Source organism: Acidimicrobiales bacterium (genome assembly GCA_035630295.1).
GTDB lineage: Bacteria > Actinomycetota > Acidimicrobiia > Acidimicrobiales > Iamiaceae > Iamia.
In genome coordinates this window covers 1-24,053 of the sequence record DASQKY010000002.1, presented here as the reverse complement: position 1 = coordinate 24,053, position 24,053 = coordinate 1, and the positions used below count along the sequence as shown (strand labels likewise).

20 protein-coding genes are annotated in these 24,053 nt (G+C 74.4%); 8 read left to right on the top strand and 12 right to left on the bottom strand.

Translation table 11 applies throughout. The features are described from left to right. Positions 1 to 77: 77 nt before the first annotated feature. A complete protein-coding gene (locus VEW93_00540; GenBank protein ID HYI60270.1) occupies positions 78 to 3,413 on the bottom strand; it encodes a UvrD-helicase domain-containing protein in 3,336 nt (1,111 codons plus the stop codon). 36 nt (positions 3,414 to 3,449) lie between these two features. Here VEW93_00540 and VEW93_00535 point away from each other — a divergent pair, with 36 nt between their 5' ends. Beyond that, positions 3,450 to 4,823: a lysylphosphatidylglycerol synthase transmembrane domain-containing protein gene (locus tag VEW93_00535; protein ID HYI60269.1), complete on the top strand. Its 1,374-nt coding sequence runs from the start codon at positions 3,450 to 3,452 to the stop codon at positions 4,821 to 4,823. Positions 4,824 to 4,975: 152 nt separating this feature from the next. Here the strand turns inward: VEW93_00535 and VEW93_00530 are convergent, their stop codons facing one another. From VEW93_00530 to VEW93_00500, 7 genes are all read right to left on the bottom strand, one after another. Continuing rightward, positions 4,976 to 5,479, bottom strand: coding sequence for a hypothetical protein (locus VEW93_00530; protein HYI60268.1), 504 nt, complete (start codon positions 5,477 to 5,479; stop codon positions 4,976 to 4,978). A 138-nt stretch (positions 5,480 to 5,617) separates the two neighbouring features. Then, entirely contained in the window at positions 5,618 to 6,889 is a 1,272-nt protein-coding gene (locus VEW93_00525; protein HYI60267.1) for a DCC1-like thiol-disulfide oxidoreductase family protein, read from the bottom strand. A gap of 163 nt (positions 6,890 to 7,052) precedes the next feature. Next, on the bottom strand, positions 7,053 to 7,529 hold the full coding sequence (locus tag VEW93_00520; GenBank protein ID HYI60266.1) for a hypothetical protein: 477 nt from the start codon (positions 7,527 to 7,529) through the stop codon (positions 7,053 to 7,055). Positions 7,530 to 7,674: 145 nt separating this feature from the next. Further along, the gene (locus tag VEW93_00515) at positions 7,675 to 8,907 is read right to left on the bottom strand and encodes an NlpC/P60 family protein (GenBank protein ID HYI60265.1); all 1,233 of its coding nucleotides are present in this window, start codon (positions 8,905 to 8,907) and stop codon (positions 7,675 to 7,677) included. A 76-nt stretch (positions 8,908 to 8,983) separates the two neighbouring features. Beyond that, on the bottom strand, positions 8,984 to 10,573 hold the full coding sequence (guaA, locus tag VEW93_00510; GenBank protein ID HYI60264.1) for a glutamine-hydrolyzing GMP synthase: 1,590 nt from the start codon (positions 10,571 to 10,573) through the stop codon (positions 8,984 to 8,986). A 50-nt stretch (positions 10,574 to 10,623) separates the two neighbouring features. Beyond that, positions 10,624 to 11,739: a GuaB3 family IMP dehydrogenase-related protein gene (locus tag VEW93_00505; GenBank protein HYI60263.1), complete on the bottom strand. Its 1,116-nt coding sequence runs from the start codon at positions 11,737 to 11,739 to the stop codon at positions 10,624 to 10,626. A gap of 70 nt (positions 11,740 to 11,809) precedes the next feature. Beyond that, positions 11,810 to 12,202, bottom strand: coding sequence for a hypothetical protein (locus VEW93_00500; protein HYI60262.1), 393 nt, complete (start codon positions 12,200 to 12,202; stop codon positions 11,810 to 11,812). A 98-nt stretch (positions 12,203 to 12,300) separates the two neighbouring features. Here VEW93_00500 and VEW93_00495 point away from each other — a divergent pair, with 98 nt between their 5' ends. The 3 genes from VEW93_00495 to VEW93_00485 all read left to right on the top strand — a co-directional run bounded on the left by VEW93_00495 (position 12,301) and on the right by VEW93_00485 (position 16,921). Continuing rightward, positions 12,301 to 12,810 (top strand): YqgE/AlgH family protein, encoded by a 510-nt coding sequence (locus VEW93_00495; protein HYI60261.1) that lies wholly within the window; start codon positions 12,301 to 12,303, stop codon positions 12,808 to 12,810. A 55-nt stretch (positions 12,811 to 12,865) separates the two neighbouring features. Further along, the gene (guaB, locus tag VEW93_00490) at positions 12,866 to 14,449 is read left to right on the top strand and encodes an IMP dehydrogenase (protein ID HYI60260.1); all 1,584 of its coding nucleotides are present in this window, start codon (positions 12,866 to 12,868) and stop codon (positions 14,447 to 14,449) included. Between the two features lie 219 nt (positions 14,450 to 14,668). Then, on the top strand, positions 14,669 to 16,921 hold the full coding sequence (locus VEW93_00485; GenBank protein ID HYI60259.1) for a DUF4214 domain-containing protein: 2,253 nt from the start codon (positions 14,669 to 14,671) through the stop codon (positions 16,919 to 16,921). Here VEW93_00485 and VEW93_00480 read toward each other — a convergent pair. Then, positions 16,903 to 17,763 (bottom strand): cytochrome c oxidase assembly protein, encoded by an 861-nt coding sequence (locus VEW93_00480; GenBank protein ID HYI60258.1) that lies wholly within the window; start codon positions 17,761 to 17,763, stop codon positions 16,903 to 16,905. The genes VEW93_00485 and VEW93_00480 overlap by 19 nt on opposite strands. A 113-nt stretch (positions 17,764 to 17,876) precedes the next feature. On the opposite strand from VEW93_00480, the gene VEW93_00475 reads away from it, so the two are divergent. Genes VEW93_00475 through VEW93_00460 form a run of 4 tightly spaced genes read left to right on the top strand, consistent with a single transcriptional unit; the run spans position 17,877 to position 21,839 of the window. Further along, the gene (locus tag VEW93_00475) at positions 17,877 to 18,503 is read left to right on the top strand and encodes a cytochrome c oxidase subunit 3 (protein HYI60257.1); all 627 of its coding nucleotides are present in this window, start codon (positions 17,877 to 17,879) and stop codon (positions 18,501 to 18,503) included. Between the two features lie 2 nt (positions 18,504 to 18,505). Beyond that, a complete protein-coding gene (locus VEW93_00470) occupies positions 18,506 to 19,435 on the top strand; it encodes a c-type cytochrome (GenBank protein HYI60256.1) in 930 nt (309 codons plus the stop codon). Further along, positions 19,432 to 20,421 carry a Rieske 2Fe-2S domain-containing protein gene (locus VEW93_00465; protein HYI60255.1) on the top strand — a complete coding sequence of 330 codons (990 nt, stop codon included), beginning with the start codon at positions 19,432 to 19,434 and terminating at the stop codon, positions 20,419 to 20,421. The genes VEW93_00470 and VEW93_00465 overlap by 4 nt, the downstream gene beginning before the upstream one ends. After that, positions 20,421 to 21,839, top strand: coding sequence for a ubiquinol-cytochrome c reductase cytochrome b subunit (locus VEW93_00460; GenBank protein ID HYI60254.1), 1,419 nt, complete (start codon positions 20,421 to 20,423; stop codon positions 21,837 to 21,839). The genes VEW93_00465 and VEW93_00460 overlap by 1 nt, the downstream gene beginning before the upstream one ends. Positions 21,840 to 21,964: 125 nt before the next feature. On the opposite strand, the gene VEW93_00455 is transcribed toward VEW93_00460, so the two are convergent. From VEW93_00455 to VEW93_00445, 3 genes are all read right to left on the bottom strand, one after another. After that, on the bottom strand, positions 21,965 to 22,132 hold the full coding sequence (locus VEW93_00455) for a hypothetical protein (protein HYI60253.1): 168 nt from the start codon (positions 22,130 to 22,132) through the stop codon (positions 21,965 to 21,967). A gap of 62 nt (positions 22,133 to 22,194) precedes the next feature. Continuing rightward, on the bottom strand, positions 22,195 to 22,692 hold the full coding sequence (locus tag VEW93_00450) for a cytochrome c oxidase subunit 4 (GenBank protein HYI60252.1): 498 nt from the start codon (positions 22,690 to 22,692) through the stop codon (positions 22,195 to 22,197). After that, the coding region (locus VEW93_00445) for a cbb3-type cytochrome c oxidase subunit I (protein ID HYI60251.1) at positions 22,689 to 24,053 on the bottom strand (1,365 nt) is incomplete at its 5' end. The genes VEW93_00445 and VEW93_00450, both read right to left, overlap by 4 nt.

Below are 24,053 nucleotides of genomic sequence, written 5' to 3'. Positions count from 1 at the left end.
CCCGGTTTCCAACCGCTGGGCGGGGGGCCTCCCCCCGGTCCCCTCCCCGGGTCCCGCCCGCCCGGTCCGGGGCCGGGTCAGAGCTTCTCCAGCGGGGCCCACGCCAGGAGCAGGCGCTTCTCCCCCTCGGAGGGGAAGCGGACCAGCACCTCGGTCTTGTCGCCCTGGCCCTCGATGTCGAGCACGACCCCCTCGCCCCACCGCTGGTGGCGCACGTCGTCGCCGATCCGCAGGCCCAGGGGCACGGCACCGGACGGGCCGGCCTCGGCCCCGGCCCGGAGGGCGGCGTCGACCCGGCGCTCGCGGGCCTCCTCCCGGCGGGCCCGGGCCGGGCTCATCTGGCCCCGGTCGGGCCGCTCCCAGCTCCCGGAGCCGGCCTCCCGGGCCCCGGCGCCCCACGTGCCTCCGCCCCGCGACGCCCGGCGCCGGCCCTGGACCTCGGTGACCAGCGACGAGGGGATCTCGTCCAAGAACCGGCTGGGCGGGTTGTACTGGGTGGCGCCGAACATGGTGCGGGCCCAGGCGTGGCTGAGGTGCAGGACCTCGCGGGCCCGGGTGATGCCCACGTAGGCCAGGCGCCGTTCCTCCTCCAGCTCGGCCGGTTCGGTCAGGGCCCTGATGTGGGGGAAGACGCCGTCCTCCATGCCGATCACGAACACCACCGGGAACTCCAGCCCCTTGGCCGAGTGGAGGGTCATGAGCACGACCTGCGACTCGTCGGGGTCGAGCTCGTCGGTGTCGGCCACCAGGCTGATCTGCTCCAGGAACACGTCGGCGTCCTCGACCTGTTGGGCCGCGCCCACCAGCTCGGACAGGTTCTCCAGGCGCCCCTCGGCCTCGATGGAGTGCTCGGCCCGCAGCTCGGCCACGTAGCCGCTGCGGTCCAGGAGGACCTCCAGGATGCGGGCCGGCCCCTCGTCGCGGACGGCCTCGGCTTCGGCCAGGAGGGCCAGGAAGTCCTCGATGCCCTTGACCGCCCGGCCCCCCACCCCGGCCTCGGCCGCGTGGCGGAGGGTCTCGGTGAAGGTCAGGCCGTGGCTGGCGGCCCAGGCGTCGAGCCGGCCCACCGTGGTGTCGCCCACGCCCCGCTTGGGCACGTTGAGGATCCGCTTGACCGCCACCTCGTCGGCCGGGTTGACCACCGCCTTCAGGTAGGCGACGGCGTCCTTGATCTCCCGCCGGTCGTAGAAGCGGGTGCCGCCGATGACCTTGTAGGGGATGCTGCTGCGGGCCAGGGCCTCCTCCAGCACCCGGCTCTGGGCGTTGGTCCGGTAGAAGACGGCCATGTCCCCCCAGCGCTGGCCCTGGTCGTGCAGGGTGGACATGCGGCCGGTGACCCACTGGGCCTCGTCGCCCTCGTCGTCGGCGTGGAAGCGCAGGATGGGTTCGCCGGCCCCGGCGTCGGTCCACAGCTCCTTGGGCTTGCGCGACGCGTTGTGGGCGATGACCGCGTTGGCCGCGTCCAGCACCGTCTGGGTCGACCGGTAGTTCTGCTCCAGCAGCACCACCGCCACCTCCGGGAACGCCGTCTCGAAGTCCACGATGTTGCTCACATCTGCGCCTCGAAAGGCATAGATGCTGTTGTGCACCAGCACGCCGCCGGCCCCGTAGGTGTGAGCCGGGGTGACCTCCAGGTCGTAGACCGGGCCGTCGTGGTCCTCGATCTCCACGTCGTCCACCGTGGTGGGCACGAAGCCGTCGTCGGTCTCGACCAGGACCGTCATCCCCGGCCACAGGTGGGACAGCGGGGTGAAGTCGTAGATGGCGCCCCCCACGCTGGCCCGGCGGCGGATCTGGAGGTCGACGGCGGCGGCCAGGCCCCGGGCCAGGCCCACCGCCTCGGGCCAGCTCTTGCGGGCCGTCTCCATCCGGCGGGACGACTGCTTCTCACCCCGGATGGAGAAGCCAGCGGCCTCGGCCCGGTCGGCCAGGTCCCGCCGGTTGGTGCACCACTGGACCCGGTGGTAGCCAAGGCCGCTGCGGCGGTCGGAGAACATGGTGAGGTTCAAGGTCTGGCGCCGGCCCCCGTTGGCCGGCCGGTGGTGGGGGAAGTCGGGGTGCAGGTCGAGATCCTCCATCAACGCCTTGGCCCGGCTGGCCGTGTCGAGGCCCAGGTACAGGCGCTCGATCCACTCGTCGTCCAGGGTGAGCCGCCGGCCCAGGCCGTGGAAGCAGGCCGTGGGCAGGCCGTACTCGGCGGCGAAGAAGGCCTCCCAGTAGCCGGCTTCGGCCCGGGTGTCGCAGACCTTCAGGACCCAGGCCCGATCGGCGTGCTCCTGGTTGGTGCGCACCGATAGGCCGAAGGCTCGCTTCCCCTGGCTGTCGGACCGCACGGCCCGGGTCAGGCCCAACCGGAAGCCCCGGTCGGCCCGCTCCATCAGGTAGACGACCCACTGCTCCTCGCTCAGGGTCGGGCGGGCCAGGACCATGTGGTGGGGCGTGCCCCGCACCGCCCGGTCGCCGACCCGGATGGCGTAGGTGCGTCCCTTCCAGCGCCCCTGGCGGGCCTCCGTGACCGTCGAACGGTGCCGGGCCCCGTCGCCCCCGGTGCCCCACACCTCGTCGCCGACCCGCAGGTCCTCGATGGGCCGGGGACCCGACGGGGTGGAGACCAGGGTGCCGGGCACCAGGCACTGGTCTTGGTCGCCGACCACACACACGTTGCGGTGGTTGGCCCCCAGGAGCATGACCAGGTCGTTCTGGACCGGGTTGGTGTCCTGGTACTCGTCGACCAGGATGTGGCCGAAGCGGCGCTGGTAGTGCTCCAGGGCGTCGGGGAACTGGCGCAGCACGTCCACGGTGACGCCGAGCAGGTCGTCGAAGTCCATGGCCCCGGCCTTGCGCAGGCGGGCCTGGTACTCCCGGTAGGCCTCGGCGATGCGACGCTCGAAGATCACCGACGCCTCGGCCTCGTAGCGGTCGACGTCGAGGCCCCGGTTCTTGGCCGAGCTGATGGCCGAGTGGACCATGCGGGCCGGGAACCGCTTGGTGTCGATGTCGAGGTCGCGCAGCACGTAACCGGTGAGGCGCACGGCGTCGGCCTGGTCGTAGATGGTGAACGACGACGGGTAGCCCAGGCGGGGCGCCTCCCGGCGCAGGATGCGCACGCAGGCCGAGTGGAAGGTCGAGACCCACATGCGCTGCGCCACCGGGCCCACCAGGGCCCCGACCCGCTGCTTCATCTCGTCGGCCGCCTTGTTGGTGAAGGTGATGGCCAGCACCGAGAAGGGGGAGGCGTCGTGGTCACGGATCAGGTGGGCGATGCGGTGCGTGAGCACCCGGGTCTTGCCCGACCCGGCCCCGGCCAGCACCAGGAGCGGCCCGTCGACGTGGGTGACGGCGTCGGCCTGGGCCGGGTTCAGACCGGCCAGCAGGTCGCTCTGGCTGTCGCCGGGGAAGGGCTCGGATGGCATCCCGGCCACCCTACCGACGCCCCGCGACGGCGCCCGGTGGCGGCCTCGCGGGCCGTCTGGTCGCCACTGCGGGCCCGTTCCTGGGAGGATGGACCCATCACCGCCGCGGACATCCCCGACGACGACGCTCACCCGCGCCCCGACGACGGGGCCGACGCGGCGCGGGGCGGGACCGACGGCCCGGAGGGCCGCCCTCCCACCGGCGCCGGCGCCGACCGGCCCGGCGTCGACCCTGCCCCCTCGGATGCTCCTGCCCCCCCCGATCGCGACGGCCTGCTGGGCACGTCGGTGACGGCCGAGCGGCTCCGGGTCACCGGGGCCAAGACCCTCAAGCGCACGCCGCTCATCATCGTCTTCTTCCTGGTCTTCAACTACCTGGTCCTGCCCCAGCTCGACGGGTTCGGGGAGGCGATCGAGCGCCTCAGCGCCGTCAACCCGATCCTGCTGCTGCTGGCCCTGGGCCTGGAGTTGGCCGCCCTGGTGGCCTACGCCCAGCTCATGCGGGTGACGCTGCCGGCCGAGCCCCGGCTCCCCCTGGGCGCGGTGCTGCGCATCCAGCTCGCCACCAAGGCCGTCTCCCACCTCGTGCCCGGCGGCTCGGCCGCCGGCAGCACCCTCGGCTACCGCCTGCTCACCCAGGCCGGCGTGGACGGGGCGGCGGCCGGGTTCAGCCTGGCCACGGTGGGGCTGGGCTCGGCCGTGGTGCTGAACCTGCTGCTGTGGGTGGCGCTGCTCATCTCCATCCCCCTCGACGGCTTCAACCCGGTGTACGGCACGGCCGCCATCGTCGGCATGTTGCTCCTGGCCCTCTTCGCCGGGCTGGTGGTCCTGCTCATGCGGGGGCGGGAGCCGGCCGTGCGCGTGGTGCGGTCCGTCGCCGACAAGTTGCCCCTGGTCAAGCCGGACACGGCCGAGCGGTTCGTGCGGGTGCTGGTCAACCGGCTCCAGGAGCTGATCCAGAACCCGTCGTTGATCCGCCGGGGCATCATCTGGGCCACGGCCAACTGGCTGCTCGACGCCGCCGCCCTGTGGGTGTTCATCCGCGCCTTCGGGCCCGCCCTGAACCCGGTGGATGTCATCGTCGCCTTCTGCGTGGCCAACATCCTGGCCGTCATCCCCATCACCCCGGGCGGCCTGGGCGTGATCGAGCTGACCCTGACCACGCTCCTGGTCGGCTTCAGCCTGGACCGCAGCACCGCCACCATCGCCGTGCTGACCTACCGCCTGGCCCAGTTCTGGCTGCCCATCCCGCTGGGCGCCATCGGCTACGCCAGCCTCCGGCTCGGGCCCGGCTCCATCCGCAAGATGCGCAGCCGCCATCCCATCCGCGACCTCACCGGCGACACCGTCGATGCCGCCGGCGTGCGGGTCTGGGACGTGGACGAGGCGCCCTCCCCCGACCGGGCCTGAGGTTCGCGCACGGGCAGCCTCCCCTACCAAGCCCTTCGCAGAGAAAGGGGGTGCGTTCTTCACTGATGAGCCAGCAAAGAACGCACCCCCTTCGACGAAAGAGCTGGGACCTCAGCTCGTTCACTGTGAAGGAGAGGCCCAAGACGGCGAGCTCAGTCGGAACAGTCCTGAACGAACTCAGAGTTCTGATTGGCAGTTCCGTCGTTGCCGTAGAAGCGCCAACCGTTGAACCACCCACCCCCAGGAGCGCTGGGCAACGCCGCGATGGCACCGACGGCATATCGATTGGCCACACCGATGGCTTGGATGTTCCTGTAGGCACCACACCCGTCGATGCCCTCGCTGTACCCGTTGGCGGTGTCGTGCCAGTACCAGTACTTGGTGGCACCGGATTGGCCCTGGACGGCCACGCTGGCCCCGACACACGCCGCGGCCGTGGAGTAGTAGGTCCGGAGCGCGGCGATCGGGACGGCGCCGTAGTTGAGGTACACGATCTTGTACCGGCACCCGTTCACTTGGTACTGCGGGCTCTGGCTAGCGACTGGTAGCTGGATGTAACTGGGGTCCGCGCCTGCGGGACTACTTGCCGTGGAAGACATGGCCACTGCGATCAGAGTCACGAAGAGCGCGGCAAGGAGCCGTCGCGTGATGTTCATACTGTCCCCTCCCTTTCAGTCACTGATTAGTGATAGACGCTGTCAGATCAAAGGTACGATCCGCCTTCGTGCCTGTCAAGGTTCAGATCATGTCAGCAGGTGGAGGCGTTGGGGCAAAGAGGTCTGAACGGACCGACGTCAGCGGCCGGGGCGGGCCGGGGGGGCGGCGCCGATGCGGCAGGCCGGGGTGGCGCCGGGCAGGCGGTGGCGGTTGCGGGCCACCCAGGCGTAGGCCGGCCGGGCCACCGGGGCCACCACCGGCAGGAGCAGGGCGCGCCCCGCCACCACCCACGGGCCGCCCACGGCCAGCAGGGCCCGGCCCACGGCCCGGTGCCCGCCCTCGGGCCGCCCGTGACCCGGCACCCACCACACCTCGGTAGCCACCTGCTCGGCGGTGAGGCCCAGGGCCCCCAGGTCGAGCGTGCTCCCGGCGGCCGCCTCGACCCGCCGGCCCGCCCGGCGGGCCACCCACAGGGCGGAGCGGGTGCAGAAGGCGCAGTCGCCGTCGTGCACCAGGAGGCCGCGCCGCTCGCCGTCCTCGACCGCCCGCCGGGCCGAGCGTCGGCCGCCGCCCCAGTCCAGCAGCACGACCACCACGGCGAGGGCCCACCCCCAGTAGTCGATGCCCAGCGTGGCCCACGTGCCCAGGTGGAGCGCCACCGCAGCGGCCACGAACGGGGGCCGGGCCCGGGCCCAGACGACGATCACCGGGGCCACCAGCTCCAGGCCGAGGATGGACGCCGCCACCAGGCGGGCCAGCCAGCCGTGGTCGGCGATGGTGGCGGTGAGGGCGTCGACGCCGGGCTGGGGCGTCTGGGCCGCCCAGTACATGACGTAGCGCATGTTGTCCGAGAACACCCACGACGGTCCGGTGTGGACCAGCTTGGCCAGGCCGGCGGCGCAGTAGGAGACGGCGATCACGACCACGGCCAGCTCGATGGGCCAGCCCACGTTGTGGCGCCGGCCGGCCGGGGCCCCGTCCGGGCCGACCCGGTTCTCGGGCACGCACAGGATGGGGATGGCGGCCAGCAGCAGCAGCACCTCGTTGTGCTGCACCTTGCCGCCGCTGGTGCGCACGGCGGTGAGGAACAGCAGCGCGGCCCACGCCAGCGGCAGCGCGGCGCCCGCCACCCACCGGCCCAGCCCGCCCGCGGCCCACCGTCCGCCCCCGGTCCGCACCCCCCAGCCCGCGGTGGCCGTCACCGCGGCGGCCAGGCCCAGGACCTGGACCGCCACCAGCACGCCCGTCGAGGGCACGCCGCCCATCCAGGCCAGCACGCCGGGGGGCCGGAACTGGGCGTCGGGCTGGCCGGCCAGCGAGGCGTAGGACCCGGTGGCCAGGCGCAGCCCGATCACCACGGCCAGGCCCCGCCGGACGACCCGGTAGCGCCCGTCAGGGGCGTCGGCCACCAGGCGGTCCCGGGCCCACCGACCGGCGACCCGAAGCCGACCCCCGGCCGAGGCTGCGGGGGCCGGCCCGGGGGCGGCCGGGGGCGGGGTGCTCAGCGCGGTCACGAGGGGCTCCGGTGCAGGACCGGGCGCTCGTGCCCCGGGCGGAAGGATCGGCGGGCGGTCACGACGGGGTGCACCGCACGACCAGGCGCTCGCTCACGGGGCGGGGAGGGTCGGCGGCCCGGGGAGCGGCCCGGTTCACCACCCGCCGGACCCGCACCTCGCCCACCTGTCCGGCGCCCAGGGCGGCCACCGCCGCGTCGGCCCACGCCCGGCACACCCGGGCCCGCTCCTCGGGGGTGACAGCCGGAAAGGTGCGGGCGATGGTCAGCCATCGGCGGTGGCCGGCACCCAGGCGGGAGAACGGGAGGGGGCCGACGGCCCCGTCGGGGGCCACCAGGTCGACCCGGTAGGTGGCCTGCTCGGCCACCCGGGGCCGGCTGAACAGCTCCCAGCTGGTGATGGGCCACAGCGCGAAGCGCACCGGTGCCACCAGGGCCACGGCCATGGCTCCCAGCACCACCACCGCCACCAGGGCGGCCCATCGGGGTGGGGCCACCGCCTCCGACGGCGATCGGTCGGGCTCCGCGCCTGCCACGAGGGCACCGTACCCTCGGCCCCGGCGAGGCCCCGATCCGGTCACCACCTGGGGCGAGGGCGGCGGGCCGCCACCCGTCCTGAGGCGCCAGGGGGCACGAGCACGTGCCGAGGCGCCTCAGAAGAAGGGCTGGCAGCCCGGTCGCTCAGATCCGGCCACCGCCGACGAGGGCCGACCAGTAGTGGATGCTGGAGATCTTGACCACGTCGCCGGTGTGGGGGGCGTGGATCATCTGGCCCCCGCCGATGTAGAGCCCGACGTGCGAGATGGGGCTGTTGTAGAAGACGAGGTCGCCGGGCTGGAGCTGTTCGACGGGGATCTTCCGGCTCATGGCGTAGAGGGCCCGCGACGAGTGGGGCAGCGACTTCCCGCCGTGGGCCCAGGCCCACAGGATCAGGCCCGAGCAGTCGAACCCGCCCGAGGGCGACGCCCCGGCCCAGCGGTAGGGGGTGCCCAGCACGGTGTGGGCCGCGGCCACGGCCGCCGCCGCGCCCGACGTCGGGCCGGCCGGAGCCGGCGGCTCGGGGTCCGGGGCCGGGGGGGTCGGTCCGGTCGGGGCCGGGGGTTCGGGGTCGGGCTCGTCCGGGGCGTCGCCGACGGGGGCGTCGGGGTCGGCGGCCCGGTCGTCGGTGTCGGGGGCGGGTGCCGGGGGGGCGGGTGGGGGCGGCGGGGCCCGGCGGGCGGCCTCCTCGGCGGCCCGGCGACGCTCGGCCTCCCGGCGCTCCTGCTCGGCCTGGACCAGCTGGCGGAGGCGGCCGGAGATCTCGTCCTCCAGCTCCTGGAGCTCGGCGATGCGCTCCTCGGTGCCGTTTCGTCGCTCGGCGATGTCGGCCTCGGCCTGCTCGGCCCGGTCCAGCAGGGCCTGCAGGGTGGCGGCGTCCTCGGCGGCGGAGTCGGCGGCACCCCGGTAGCGGTCCGACAGGTCGGCCCCGTCGCTGCTCACGGCTCGGGCGTAGCCCCGGCGCCGGCCGATGTCGTTGGCGTCACCGGCGCCCAGCACGGCGGCGGCGCCGGAGTCGAGGCCACCGCCGTCCATGTAGCTCTCGACCGCGAACTGGCGCAGGTCGGAGCCGAGGGCGTCCCGATCGGTCTCGGACTCCTGGGCCCGGCGGCGGGCGGCGGTGATGCGCTCGTCGAGCTGGCGGCGGGCCAGCTGGGCGTCGAGGTACTGCTCGGTGAGCACCTCGGCCTCGTGCCGGAGCTCCTCGATGCGATCGGCGATGCGGGCCGCCTCGGACCGGGTGTCGGTGATCTCGTCGGCCGAGATCGGCCCGGCGATCACTCCCAGCCCGAGCCCCAACGCCACCAGGGCCGCGCCCACCCGCCGCCGGGACAGGCCGCGTCGAAGGCGGGAGGAGACAGCGTTCGGGCCCGGCACGAGCGGCGATGCTACCGAACCAAGACGATTGTGACAATCGCGTGTCGGTCGTCCGGGGCGGGGAGCCCTCAGCCGGTCACTCCCACTCGATGGTGCCGGGGGGCTTGGAGGTCACGTCGTAGGCCACCCGGTTCACCCCGGCCACCTCGTTGATGATGCGGCTCGACATGCGCTCCAGCAGCTCGTAGGGCAGGCGGGCCCAGTCCGCGGTCATGGCGTCCTCGCTGGTGACGGCCCGGATGATGATGGGGTGGCCGTAGGTGCGCTCGTCGCCCTGGACGCCCACGCTGCGGATGTCGGGCAGGACGGCGAAGGCCTGCCAGATCTCCCGCTCCAGGCCGGCGGCCCGGATCTCCTCCCGGACGATGGTGTCGGCCCGCTGGAGCAGGGCCACCCGCTCGGGCGTGACCTCGCCGATGATGCGCACCCCCAGGCCGGGGCCCGGGAAGGGCTGGCGCCACACGATCTCGTCGGGCAGGCCCAGCTCCGTGCCCAGCGTGCGGACCTCGTCCTTGAACAGGCTGCGGAGCGGCTCGACCAACTCGAACTGCATGTCCTCGGGCAGGCCGCCCACGTTGTGGTGGCTCTTGATGGTGGAGGCCCCGTCGCCCCCGCCCGACTCGATCACGTCGGGGTAGAGCGTGCCCTGGACCAGGAACCCGGCGTCCTCGATGCCGCCCGAGGTCTCCTCGAAGACCCGGATGAACTCCTCCCCGATGGCCTTGCGCTTCTCCTCGGGGTCGGTGACCCCCTCCAGCTTGGCGAAGAACCGCTCCTGGGCCTGGACGTGGATCAGCTCGATGCCCTGGTGGCGCCGGAAGGTCTCCACCACCTGCTCGCCCTCGCCCTCCCGCATGAGCCCGTGGTCGACGAACACGCAGGTGAGCTGGGGACCGATGGCCTTGTGCACCAGGGCCGCGGCCACCGCCGAGTCCACCCCTCCGGACAGGGCGCAGATCACCCGGGCCCCGCCCACCTGGGCCCGCACCGCCTCCACCCCGCTCTCGATGACCGAGGTCATGGTCCAGTCGGGGGGGCAGCCGCACACCTCGTAGAGGAACCGCTCCAGGACCTGCTGGCCGTGCGGGGTGTGGACCACCTCGGGGTGGAACTGCACGGCGTGGAGGCGTCGCTCGACGTGCTCCATGGCCGCCACCGGGGCGTCGGGGCTGGTGGCGGTGACGGTGAAGCCCTCGGGGGGCACGGTGATGGAGTCGCGGTGGCTCATCCACACCTGCTGGTGGCCGGGCTGGCCACCTCCGAAGACCACGGCGTCGGGGTGGGTGACGTCCAGGGGGGTGCGGCCGTACTCGCCCCGGCCGGTGGCGGCCACCGTGCCCCCCAGCTGGAGGGCCACGAGCTGGGCGCCGTAGCAGATGCCCAGGACCGGCACGCCCAGGTCGTAGACCCCGGGGTCGATGGTGGGGGCGCCCTCGACGTGGACCGAGGCCGGGCCGCCGCTGAAGATGACCCCGGCCGGGTTGCGGGCCGCCAGCGCCTCGGCGGTGATCGACGACGGGACGATCTCGCTGTAGACGTGGGCCTCGCGCACCCGCCGGGCGATGAGCTGGGCGTACTGGGCCCCGAAGTCGACCACCAGGACGGGGCGGTCCTCGGGGGCGGTCGAGGGCGCGGAAGCGGTGGTGGGAGCGTCCGGTGGGGCCACGACGGAACCGTACTCGCCCCCGCCCCGCCCTCCGGCCGGCGATGGGGGCCTCAGGGCCGGGGGGTGACGACCAGCTCGGCCTTCTGGAGCTCCTTGACGGTGGCGTAGCCGGTGAGCGCCATGGTGCGGCGCAGGGCCCCGACCAGGTTGGCGCCGCCGTTGTCGTCACGGGCCGGCCCGTGCAGGATGTCGCGCAGGGAGCCCACCGTGGGGCGGCGGGCCCGGGAGCCCCGGGGCAGGTCGGCGTGCACCGCGGCCAGGCCCCAGTGCCAGCCCCGGCCCGGCGCCTCCCGGGCTGCGGCCAGGGGGGCGCCGATCATCACCGCGTCGGCCCCGCAGGCCACGGCCTTGGCGATGTCGCCCCCGGTGGCGATGCCCCCGTCGGAGATGAGGTGGACGTACACGCCGGTCTCGTCCAGGTGGCGCATGCGGGCGGCCCGGGCGTCGGCCAGGGCGGTGGCCTGGGGGACGCCCATGCCCAGGATGCGCAGGCTCGACGAGGACGACCCGGCCCCCACGCCGACCAGGATGCCGGCCGCCCCGGTGCGCATGAGGTGGAGGGCGGCCTGGTAGCTGCAGCAGCCGCCGACGATGACGGGGAGGTCGAGGCGCCGGACGAAGGTCTTCAGGTTCAGGGGCTCGGGGTTGCCCTTGGTGACGTGCTCGGCGGAGACCACCGTGCCCTGGATGACGAGCAGGTCCAGCTCGGCGGCCACCAGGGCGTCGGCCAGGGCCTCGACCCGGTGCGGGGTGACGGTGCCGCAGGAGACCACGCCGGCGGCCCTGATCTCCTTGACCCGGTCCCGGATCAGCTCGGGCCGGATGGGGGCGGTGTAGGCCTCGCGCAGGCGGGCCCCGGCCTCGTCGTCGGGAAGCCGGGCCACGTCGGCCAGCAGCGCGTCGGGATCGTCGTGACGGGTCCACAGGCCCTCGAGGTTGAGGGCCCCCACGCTGCCCAGCTCGCCGAGGGCGACGGCGGTGGCCGGGCTGACCACGCTGTCCATGCCCGAGGCCATGATGGGCACGTCGAAGCGGAAGGCGTCGATCTCCCAGCTGGTGTCGACGTCGTCGAGGTCGCGGGTGCGGCGGCTGGGGACGATGGCCACCTCGTCGAGCCCGTAGGCCCGGCGGGCGACCTTCCCCAGTCCGATGTCGGTCTCGGGCATGTCTCTCCTCGGGGGCCGCGCCCGGCGGGCAGCGGCGGCGGTCGGTCGGGCGGTGCCGGGGCGGGCGGTGTCAGCGAGGGCGCAGGGACTTCAGGATCTGGCGCGCCACTTGGGCGTTCATCTCGTAGACGGCCGTCTCCGCGGCGTCGCGCACCCGCTTCACGACGCTGCCGCCGGTGACGTCCTCGACCGAGTCGAGGCTGTCGATCAGGGCGTCGCGGGTGGCGTCGGTGGCCTTGTAGCCCATGCCGGTGAGGGCCTTGACCACGTCGTGCTGGGCGATGGGCTCGGGGGCGGCCGCGGCGATGATGCGCAGGGCCTCCTTGGTGAGCTCGGCGCCCTGCTCCACGGCGTCGGCGGCGCCGATGTGCCCGGTGCTGTCGCCCTCGAGCGAGGCCAGCCACCGCCGGACCTTCACCACCAGCTCACCGTGGGTCTCGCCCTCGAACGACAGGGTCGCCATGCCCAGAGGGTAGTGCTGGGCGCCGTGGGCCGGGCCCCCGGGCCCGGGCCACGGCGCCTGCGGTGTCGAGGAGGGCGGGCGGGCGGCATCCTGGGGAGGTGTCGACGTCGCCCCTCACCGGCCGCCTGCTGGTGGCCACCCCGCTCATCGGTGACGACACCTTCCGGCGCACCGTGGTCCTGGTCCTGGCCCACGGCGACGAGGGGGCCCTGGGGGTGGTGCTGAACCGGCCCAGTGACACGCCGGTGGCGGAGGTGCCCGGGGACTGGGCCGAGCGGGCCGCGGCCCCCGGCGTGGTCTTCGTCGGCGGCCCGGTCGACACCGACACGGTGGTGGGCCTGGGGGACCGGGGGGCGGTGGACCTGCAGGCCGCGCCCGACGACCGGGCCGGGCCCGCTCCGGAGGTCCGCCTGTTCGCGGGCCAGGCCGGCTGGGGGACCGGGCAGCTGGAGGACGAGGTGGCCGAGCGGGCGTGGTGGGTGGTCGACGCCGAGCCCGGCGACGTCCTCACCCGTGACCCGGGCACCCTGTGGGAACGGGTGCTGCGCCGCCAGCCCGCCCCCGCCGCCTGGTTCGCCAACCTCCCCGAGGACCTCCGCACCGGCTGATCCGTCGCCGCCCTCGGGCTCGCGGCGGGGTGGCGCCGGTCAGTAGGCTCGGGCGATGGGAGAGACCGAGCGCCCCGCCCGCGACCAGGGAGGGCCGCTCGCCGGCCGTCCCGGCCGCTTCCCCGACGTGCCCGAGGCGGCGTCGGGCCAGCCCCCCAAGTTCGCCAAGGAGGGCCTCACCTTCGACGACGTGCTGCTGGTGCCGGCGGCGTCGTCGGTGGTCCCGACCGAGGTCTCGACCCGCACCCGCCTCACCCCCCGCGTCGAGCTGGCCGTGCCCATCGTCTCGGCGGCCATGGACACCGTCACCGAGGGCCGGCTGGCCATCACCATGGCCCGCCTGGGCGGCCTGGGGATCATCCACCGCAACCTCTCCATCGAGGGCCAGGTGGCCGAGGTCGACAAGGTCAAGCGCTCGCAGTCGGGGATGATCGTCGACCCCGTCACCCTCCCGCCCGACGCCCCGGTGTCCCGGGCCCTGGAGCTGATGGCCCACTACCGCATCTCGGGGGTGCCCATCACCGATGCCGCCGGGCGCCTGGTCGGCCTGCTCACCAACCGGGACCTGCGCTTCGTGGAGGACGTGGACCAGAACGTGGACCGCCCCATCGCCGAGGTGATGCGGACCGAGCCGCTCTACACCGCTCCCCCGGGCACGACGCTGGAGCAGGCCAAGGCCCTGCTGTGGCAGCACCGGGTGGAGAAGCTGCCGGTGGTCGACGACGAGGGGGTGCTGCGGGGCCTCATCACCGTCAAGGACATCAAGAAGCGCACCCAGTACCCGGACTCCACCCACGACGAGAAGGGGCGGCTGCGCTGCGGGGCCGCCCTCGGCGTGGGCGGTGACTCCCTCGAGCGGGCCGCGGCCCTGGTCGACGCCGGGGTCGACGTGCTGGTGGTGGACACCGCCCACGGCCACTCCCAGGGCGTGGTCGACGCCGTGAAGGTCATCAAGGACCGCCACGGCGCCCAGGTCGACGTCATCGCCGGCAACGTGGCCACCGGGGAGGCCACCGAGGCCCTCCTCGACGCCGGCGCCGACGCGGTGAAGACCGGCATCGGCCCCGGGTCGATCTGCACCACCCGGGTGGTGGCGGGGGTGGGCGTGCCCCAGGTGACGGCCATCTACGACTGCGCGGTGGCCGCCGCCCGCCGGGGGGCGACGGTGATCGCCGACGGGGGGCTCCAGTCCTCGGGCGACGTGGCCAAGGCCATCGCCGCCGGAGCCGATGTGGTGATGCTGGGCAGCCTCCTGGCCGGGGTCGACGAGTCGCCGGGCGAGGTCGTCTTCGACCAGGGCCAGCGCTACAAGGAGTACCGGGGCATGGGCTCCATCGGGGCCATGAAGGCCCGCTCGTACTCCAAGGACCGCTACTTCCAGGGCGACGTCACCGAGGCCGAGAAGCTGGTGCCCGAGGGCATCGAGGGCCGGGTGGCCTACAAGGGCCCGGTGGCCAACGTGGTGTACCAGCTGGTCGGCGGCCTGCGGGCCGCCATGGGCTACTGCGGCACCGCCACCGTGCCGGAGCTGAAGGAGCGGGCCCGGTTCGTGCGCATCAGCGGCGCCGGCCTGCGCGAGAGCCACCCCCACGACGTGCAGATCACTGCCAACGCCCCCAACTACGGCACCTGGGGCTGACCCCCCGCCCGTCGAGGCACGGCCCGGCCCGGGCCCTGGGCCGGGAGGCCCGGCCCATGAGGCCGGCCGCTGGCGTGGTGATGCGGCACGGTGACCACCAGCTGAGGTGGCAGCGCCACGGACCGGGACGCCCACCCTTGACCACACAGAGTGATAGATGACAGAGTGTCGTCACTCAAAGTAGTCATCGACTCGGGCACGACAGGACCACGGACCTCCATGCGCACCACCAAGCACCTCATCGCCACCCTGACCATCGCCCTGGCGATGGCCGTCGCCGCCCCCCTGCTGCCCGGGGCCCCGGCCGGGGCCGCCCCTCCGGCCGCCACCCACGCCGGCCTGGTCGCCACCGACCCGGTCGACACCACGCCCCACGTCCTCGACGGCCGCACCGAGGCCGTCCTCGACCTCGGCCCCCGGGTCATCGTGGGCGGCACCTTCACCCAGGTGAAGCGGTACAACCAGCCGGCCACCCTGGGCCGCTCGTACCTCTTCGCCTACGACAAGGCCACCGGCGCCGTCGACACCGCCTTCGTCCCCCAGCCCAACGGCCGGGTCAGCGCCCTGCTCCTCGCCCCCGACGGCGGGGTGCTGGTCTCGGGCCAGTTCACCGCCATCGGGGGCCGGGCCGTGCCCTACGTGGCCAAGCTCGACCCCGTCACCGGGGCCGCGGCCGCCGGCTTCGCCCCTACGCCCGACGGCATGGTCTACGACATGCACCTGGCCAACGGGCACCTGTACCTGGGAGGCACGTTCTCCCGGGTCGGGGGGGCGACCCGCACCAACTTCGCGGTGGTCGACCCGGCCTCCGGCGCCGTCCGGGGCGGGGCCGACGTGGCCTTCGCCGCCGCCCCCCGGGGCTCCACCCGCGTCACCCGCTTCGACGTCACCCCCGACGGGCGGCGGCTGGTGGCCATCGGCAGCTTCGCCCGGGTGGGCGGGCAGGCCCGGCCCAACGTGGCCATGCTGGACCTGGCCGTCGGCGGCGGGGCCACGGTGCGCAACTGGAGCACCACCCAGTTCCGCGACGGCGTGTGCGGCTCGTTCTGGGACACCATCACCTACGACGTCGACATCTCGCCCGACGGGCGCTACTTCGTGATCGTCACCACCGGCGGCCCCGGCGGCACCTCACGGCTGTGCGACAGCGCCACCCGCTGGGAGATCGGCGCCACCGGCACGGCCCAGCCCACCTGGCGCAACTACACCGGGGGCGACAGCCTGACCTCCGTGGCCGTCACCGGCGCGGCGGTGTACGTGGCCGGCCACCAGCGCTGGCTCGACAACCCCCGAGGGGTCGACAGCAAGGGCCCGGGCGCCACCGACCGCCAGGGCATCGGCGCCCTCGACCCGGCCACCGGCCGGACCCTCTCGTGGAACCCGGGACGGGAGCGGGGCCTCGTGGCCCCCCGCCTGGTGCCCACCGCCCAGGGCCTCTACGTCCTGAGCGACTCGTCGCAGTTCGGGGGCGAGTGGCACCCCCGCCTCACCTACCTGCCGCTGCCCGGCACCGCCCCGCCCCCACCCCCGGCCGAGCCCACCGTGACCCCGTCGGCCCCGGGCACGCCGGTGGTGACCCAGGCCACCGCCACCACCGCCAGGCTGTCGTGGGCCGCGCCGGCCGCCGCCGGCACGTCGGCCCTGGCCGGCTACCGGGTCACCGTCCGGGTCGGCTCGGGCGAGACCGTGGCGGCCGTGCTGGAGAAGGGCACCGCCGGGGCGACGACCCTCACGGGGATGACCCCCGGCCGCCTCTACCGCTTCTCGGTGGCGGCCCGCAACGCCTCCGGCTACGGCCCCGAGTCGAGCCTGTCGGGCGCGGCCCTCACCCCGTTCGCCACCCTCGACGCCTTCACCGACCGCCAGGTCCGCGACGTCCTGGGCCGGCCCGCCAACGCCGGCGAGCGGGCCTCCTGGGAGGAGGCCCTGGCCGGCGGCACCGCCACCCCGGGGGAGCTGGTCGACGCGCTCCTCGACGGCACCGACACGATCCCGGCCATCACCCGCCTCTACTCCGCCTACTACCTGCGACTGCCCGACACCTCCGGCCTGAACTACTGGCTCGGGCGGGCCCGGGCCGGCACGTCGCTGCGCAGCATCTCCCAGTTCTTCGCCTCGGCGCCGGAGTTCAGCCACCGGTACGGGCGGCTGAGCAACCGGGACTTCGTCCAGCTCGTCTACCGCAACGTGCTCGACCGGGCCCCCGACGCCTCCGGCCTGGCCTACTGGACCCGCCAGCTCGACCGGGGGGCCAGCCGGGGCAGCACCATGGTCGGCTTCTCGGAGTCGGCCGAGTACCGGGGCGACACCCGGGCCACCACCGAGGTCGTGGCCACCTACCAGGCCCTCCTGCGCCGGGCGCCGGCGTACGGGGAGATCGGTGCCTGGGAGCCGGCGCTGCGGAGCGGCACCCCCCGGGCCGCGCTGGTCGAGGCCATCCTGGCCCTGCCCGCCTACGACGCCCGGGTCTGATCCTCGCGGGCCTGGCGCCTCGTGTCGGCGCCCATCCACGCCCCCACCACCAGCAGCACCAGGGTCACACCCCACAGCTCGCCCAGCCCCCACAGGACGGCGGCCCCGGTGCGCTGGTCGGCGGCCGCCGAGCCGCCCCAGGCCCGTCCGGCCGCCCGGTAGACCTCGGGCGCCAGGGGCCGGTCGGCCCCGGCCTGGAGGGCCAGGCCCAGCAGGGCGTGGAGGGGGATCGTGAGGGCGACGGCCAGGAGGCGGACGGCGTGGGGCGTGCGCCGCCGGTCGGCGTCGACCCCCAGCACCGACCAGCAGAACAGGAAGCCGGACGCCACGAAGTGGAGGTGCACGGCGGTGTGGACCAGGTCGTGGCGCAGCGACAGGTCGAGCAGCGGCGTGAAGTAGAGGGCGAAGAGGCTGAAGCTGAACACCGACCAGGCCACCAGGGGGTGGGTGAGGAGCCGGGCCACCGGGTGGCGGAGCACGCGCAGGAGGGCGACCTGGCCCCCCCGGGGCGCCCCCTGGAGGGCCACCGTCACCGGCGCGCCGAGGGCCAGCAGCAGGGGGGCGACCATGCCCAGCAGGAGGTGCTGCACCATGTGCAGGCTGAACAGGGCCGTGTCGTAGCGGCCCAGGCCCGACTGGGTGGCCACCACCAACACGGCCACGCCGGCCCCGAAGGCCCAGGAACGGCCCGGGGCGCCGGGCCGCTCGGGGTGGCGCCGGGCCCGGGCCCGGGCCAGGCCGGCGTAGCCCCCGGCCAGCAGCAGGGCCAGGACCAGGAAGGCGGGGTCGGGCGCCGGGTCCAGCAGGGTGCCCGCCGAGGGGGCGGGGAGGGCGGCCACCACGGGCTCGACCGTACCGCCGGTTTGGGCCTCCTCCCGGGGTGGGAGACGGAGCGGGCGAGGTGACCGCCTCGTCCGGCCCGACCCCGGGTCGGAGGACGCGATAGGAAGGGCACGTGGTCGGCGTCGACACCGCGGCCGATCCGGCACCGGCCGGGGAGCCGACCCCTCTGCCGAGCCGCCAGCCGGGCGACGGGCCGGGCCGGCGGCCCTCCATCCTCGGCGTCGGGGTGGTGGTGTGGCTCTCCTCGGAGCTGATGTTCTTCGCCGGCCTGTTCGGCACCTACTTCACCCTGCGGGCCGGCACCGCGACGTGGCCCCCGCCCGAGGTCCACCTCGACGTCCCCCGCACGGCGGCGGCCACCGCCGTGCTCGTCGCCTCCAGCGCCACCATGCACCTGGCGGTGCTGGCCGCCGAGCGGGGCGACCGCCGGGGCCTGGCCCGGGGCCTGGTGGCCACCGCCGCCCTGGGTGGGCTCTTCCTGGCCAACCTGGTCCTCGAGTACCGCGAGCTGGAGTTCACCATCTCCGACCACGCCTACGGGTCGATCTTCTACCTGATGACCGGCTTCCACGGCCTGCACGTGCTGGGCGGCATCGCCTTCATGGTCGGGGCGCTGGGGCTCGTCACCGGGCGCACCCAGGCGCCGCCGGGGCCGCCGGTGGCGGTGTGCGGCTACTACTGGCACTTCGTCGACGCGGTGTGGATCGCCATGTTCGCCACCCTGTACCTGGTCCGCTGACCGTGGCCCGGGCCCGCCGCCTGCGCCGTGCCCCCGGCCCGTGGCGCCTGCCGGTCGTGGTGGGGCTGGCCGCGGTGGCCACCGGCCTGGCCCTGGCCGGCACCTCGGCCGCGGCCCCGACGGCGGGGCCGGCCCGGCAGGGGCCGGAGCCCGACCTGGTGGCCGAGGGCCGGGCCCTGTACCGCACCAGCTGCGTGAGCTGCCACGGCGTCGAGGGCGCCGGGCAGCGGGCTCCCGACGGCGCCCTCCGCGGCCCGTCGCTGGAGGACGTGGGCCCGGCCGGGGCCTACTACCAGCTCACCAGCGGCCGCATGCCCATCGGCAACCCCGACGACCTGCCGCAGCGCAAGGAACCCGCCTACTCGCCGGAGGAGATCGAGGCCCTCCTGGCCTACATCGACACCATCACCGAGGGCCCACCGGTCCCCGAGGTCGACCCCGAGTCCGGCGACGTGGCCGCCGGGGGCACCCTCTACCGGGAGAACTGCCAGTCGTGCCACTCGGCCACCGGGGCTGGCGGGGCCCTCAGCTACGGCAACGCCGCGCCGCCCCTCGGGCCGCCCGACGCCCGCCAGATCGGCGCCGCCGTCCGGGCCGGGCCCGACCCGATGCCCCGGTTCGGCCCCGACCTCCTCACCGACCAGCAGCTCGACGACCTCATCGCCTACGTCGAGTACCTGGACGACCCCGACGACCGGGGCGGCCTGGCCCTCGGGCGCCTGGGGCCCATCCCCGAGGGCTTCCTGATCTGGGTGGGAGGCCTCGGCCTCCTGCTGGTCGCCGCCTTCTGGATGGGGACGCGGCGCCGCGACGCGCCCCGGGTCGATCCCGAGCCCCCCGGCGACGAGGCCGACCCCGGCACCGCCGGCGTCGACGCCGGAGGCAACGCCCCCCTGGCCCGGGCCGCCGACGGTGAACGGGACGGGCCGTGACCGGCTCCGACGCCGACGACCCGGAGGCGCCGCGGGGTTGCCTGGGTTGCTCGGGCGACGGGCCGCCCCCGCCCGCCACCGGTCCCGCGGACGGGCCCGGGGCCGACCCCCACGCCGCCCGCCGGGCCGAGGTGGCCGTGGCCACCGGCTTCCTGGCCAGCACGGCGGGGGCCATCGGCCTGGCCGTCGTCTACTGGCGCGGTGGCCAGCCCCAGCTCGAGGGGCTCTTCCTGGCCCTGGCCCTGGGCGGCCTGGGGCTGGGCTTCGTCCTCTGGTCCCGCCGGTTCATGCCCCACCAGCCGGTGGTCGAGGCCCGCCACCCCATCGCCTCCACCGAGGAGGAGATCGACCGCTTCCGCGACGAGTTCGAGCAGGGCGAGGTCATCCTCACCCGCCGGAAGCTGCTGGTGCGCACCGCCGGCCTGGCCGTCGGCGCCCTGGGCGCGGCGTTGCTGTTCCCCCTCCGCTCCCTGGGGCCGAGGCCCGGGAAGGGCCTCAAGGAGACGCCCTACGGCCGCGGCGTCTACCTGGTGACGGCGGACAACCAGAGGGTGCGGGCCGAGGACGTGAACCGGGACGGGGTGCTCACCGTGTTCCCCGAGGTGGCGGCCGACCCCGAGGAGGCGGAGGAGCCGCCCCGGCCCGAGCACCAGGCCGACAGCTCCACCCTCCTGATCCGGCCCAGCGGGACGCCCCGCCCCCAGCGGGGCCGGGACGGCTGGACGGTCGACGGCCTGGTGGCCTACTCCAAGCTGTGCACCCACGTGGGCTGCCCGGTCGGCCTCTACCAGGCCGACACCCACCTGCTGCTGTGCCCGTGCCACCAGTCGACCTTCGACGTGCTCGACGGGGCCCGCCCCGTCTTCGGCCCCGCCACCCGGCCCCTCCCCCAGCTGCCCATCGGCCTCGACGCCGAGGGCTACGTGGTGGCCGAGGGGGACTTCGCCGCCCCGCCCGGGCCCGGGTTCTGGGACCGCGACCGCTGATGGCCCGCGACCACCTCGTCACCCGCCGGGTCGCCCGCTGGCTCGACCAGCGGCTGGGCTCGGCCAAGCTGGCCCGCACCGCCCTGGGCAAGGTCTTCCCGGACCACTGGTCGTTCCTGATCGGCGAGATCGCCCTCTACGCCTTCGTGGTCCTCCTGGTCACCGGCGTGTACCTCACGTTCTTCTTCGATCCCAGCATCGAGGAGGTCGTGTACCGGGGCAGCTACGAGCCGCTGCGGGGCGTGGAGATGAGCCAGGCCTACGCCTCGGCCCTGGACATCAGCTTCGACGTGCGGGCCGGGCTGGTCATGCGCCAGATCCACCACTGGGCCGCCCTGCTGTTCCTGGCCGCCATGGTCGTCCACCTCATGCGGGTGTTCTTCACCGGCGCCTTCCGGCGCCCCCGCGAGCTCAACTGGATCATCGGCATCACCCTGCTGATCCTGTCCATCTTCAACGGCTTCGCCGGCTACTCACTGCTGGACGACCAGCTCTCGGGCACGGGGCTCCGCATCGCCTACTCGATCACCCTGTCCATCCCCCTGGTGGGCACGTGGCTGGCCTCGTTCCTCTTCGGCGGCGAGTTCCCCGGGCCCGACATCATCAACCGGCTCTACGTCATCCACATCCTGCTGCTGCCGGCCCTGATCATCGTGCTGCTGACCGCCCACCTGGGCCTGGTGGTGCGCCACAAGCACACCCAGTTCGGGGGCCGGGGACGCACCGAGCGCAACGTGGTGGGCGAGCCGGTCTGGCCCCGGTTCGCCTTCAAGTCGATCGGGCTCATGCTGCTGACCGCGGCCGTGCTGGCCGCCCTGGGGGGCCTGGCCCAGATCAACCCGGTGTGGCTCTACGGGCCCTTCGAGCCGGCCAACGTGTCGGCCGCCTCCCAACCCGACTGGTACATGGCCTGGCTGGACGGGGCCCTGCGGGTCTTCCCCCCGTGGGAGGCCCGGGCCTTCGGCTACACCGTGCCCAACCCCTTCTTCCCGGCCGTGCTGCTGGCCGGGGGGACGTTCGCCCTGCTCTACCTGTGGCCCTTCCTGGAGGCCCGCTTCACCTCCGACACCCTCGAGCACCACCTGCTCGACCGCCCCCGCAACCGGCCGGTGCGGACCTCGCTGGGCGCCGCCACCGTGGCCTTCTACACCGTGCTCAGCCTCTCGGCCTCCACCGACGTCGTGGCCGTCACCTTCGGCACCTCGGTGAACGGGGTGCTGGTGGCCTTCCGGGTGGCCTGCCTGGTGGTGCCGCCCGTGGTCGGGTTGACCACCTACCGGCTGTGCCGCGAGCTCCAGCTCCGGGACGAGGCGGCCGGCATGGCCCCGCCCGAGCGGCCCCGCATCCGGTGGGAGCTGCTGCGGGTGTGGGAGTGGCACGCCCGCCGCCGCGCCCGAGCCGCCCCCACCGACCCCTGACCTTCCCTCCCTCCCCGACCGAGCACGAAAGCGCCCGACATCCCGGCACGTCCGTGCCCGGTCCGTGGTGATCCACGGGCCGGTCGGGGGTGTCGGCGTGCTCGGCGAGACAGGGCGGGGGTCGGTCAGCCCTCGTCGTCGGGGACCAGGCCCTCGGACTCCAGGCGCTCCTCCAGCTCCTCGGCGTCGCCGTGGGCCTCCTGGAGGGCCTCCTCGGCCGCCTGCCTCGCCTCGCGGGTGCCCTCGATGATCTCGTCGGTGGACTCGGTGCCGTTGTCGCCGGTGTCGGACATGGCGCCCAGGCTACGGGGCCGGGCCGGACCTCGCGACGGCCGGCCCCGGGCCCGGGCCGGTCTCAGATCCGGTGGCGGCCCTGGCGGATCAGGCCGGCGACGGCCCAGGCCAGGAAGACCCCCGCCGGGATCACCAGCCAGCGGCCCAGGAGCAGGCCGTTGACCACCAGGGCCATGGCCGCCCCGACGGCGAAGGGCCAGATGCTGGCCTCGGGGAACCACACCCCGTCGTGGGGGTCGTGGCCCGGCTGGTGGGCGTCGCGCCGGCCGCCGTCCTCGCCCCCGCCCTCCGCCGCATGCCCGCCCCGGGGCCAGGCCACGTAGGCCGCGGTCATGAGGGCCACCACCGCGGCCAGGGCCAGCAGCGTGGCGCCGGCGTGCTCGTAGGACACGAACCAGTAGAGGACGGCGATGGCCACGATGAAGGCGCCGACCGTGCCGAACAGGCGGGCCTGGGTGGCCCACCCGGCGTGGGCCGCCCCCTCCGAGCGCCCGGCGTCGTCGCGCTGGCCCTCCTCCTCGGCCACGTTGGGGGCGGTGACGGCCTCGTCGTCGCTCATCGGCCCCCCTCGCCGTCCTCGGGCGGGTGGCGCAGGTCCCACACCGGCCGGTTGGAGCGGATGGGGGGCAGGGTGTCGAAGTTGTGGGGCGGGGGCGGGGAGGTGGTGGCCCACTCCAGGGTCTGGCCCTCCCACGGGTCGTCGCCGGCCAGCTCGCCCCGGCGCAGGCTGCGCCACACGTTCCACCCGAGGGGCAGCACCGAGGCGGCCATGATCAGGGCTCCCACCGTGGAGATCCGGTTGAGGGTGGTGAAGCCGTCCTCGGGCAGGTAGTCGGCCACCCGCCGGGGCATGCCCTCGGCCCCCAGCACGTGCTGGACCAGGAAGGTGACGTTGAAGCCGACGAAGGTCATGGCGAAGTGGAGCCGGCCCCAGCCCTCGTGCAGGAGCCGGCCCGTGGCCTTCGGGAACCAGTGGTAGAGGCCGGCGAAGAGGCCGAAGGCCGACCCCCCGAACATCACGTAGTGCATGTGGGCCACCACGAAGTACGAGTCGTGGAGCTGGAAGTCCAGGGCCGGCAGGGCCAGCATCACCCCGGTGACCCCGCCGATCACGAACAGCAGCAGGAAGCCGATGGCGAACAGCATGGGCGTGGGGAACCGCAGGCGACCGCCCCACATGGTGCCGATCCAGTTGAAGAACTTCACCCCCGTGGGCACGGCGATCAGCAGCGACAGGCCGGAGAAGTAGCCGGTGGCGGCGGCGCCGGTGGTGAACATGTGGTGGCCCCACACCCCCACCGACAGGGAGGCGATGGCGAAGGTGGCCAGCACCAGGCCCCGGTAGCCGAAGACCGGGCGGGACGAGAAGACGGCCAGCACCTCGGTGACGATGCCGAAGAACGGCAGGGCCACGATGTACACCTCGGGGTGGCCGAAGAACCAGAACAGGTGCTGCCACAGGATGGGCTGGCCCCCGCCCTCGGCGTTGAAGATCTGGGCGTCGAGCTGGCGGTCGGCCAGCATCATCACCGCCGCCGAGGTCAGCACCGGGAAGGCGATCAGGACCAGCACGCTGGTGACGAGCATGTTCCAGGTGAAGATGGGCATGCGGAACATGGACATGCCCGGGGCCCGCATGGCCAGCACGGTGGCGATCACGTTCACCGCCGCGGTGATGGTCCCGGTGCCGGTGAGGACGATGGCCAGCAGCCACAGGTCGTGGCCGATGGCCGGGCTGCGGATGGCCTCCGACAGCGGGGCGTAGGCCGTCCACCCGAAGGCGGCCGGGCCGTCGGCGGTGAGGAAGCCCGACACCATGGTGAGGCCCCCGAACAGGAACAGCCAGTAGCCCAGGGCGTTCAACCGGGGGAAGGCCATCTCCTTGGCCCCGATGTGCAGGGGCACCAGGTAGTTGGCCAG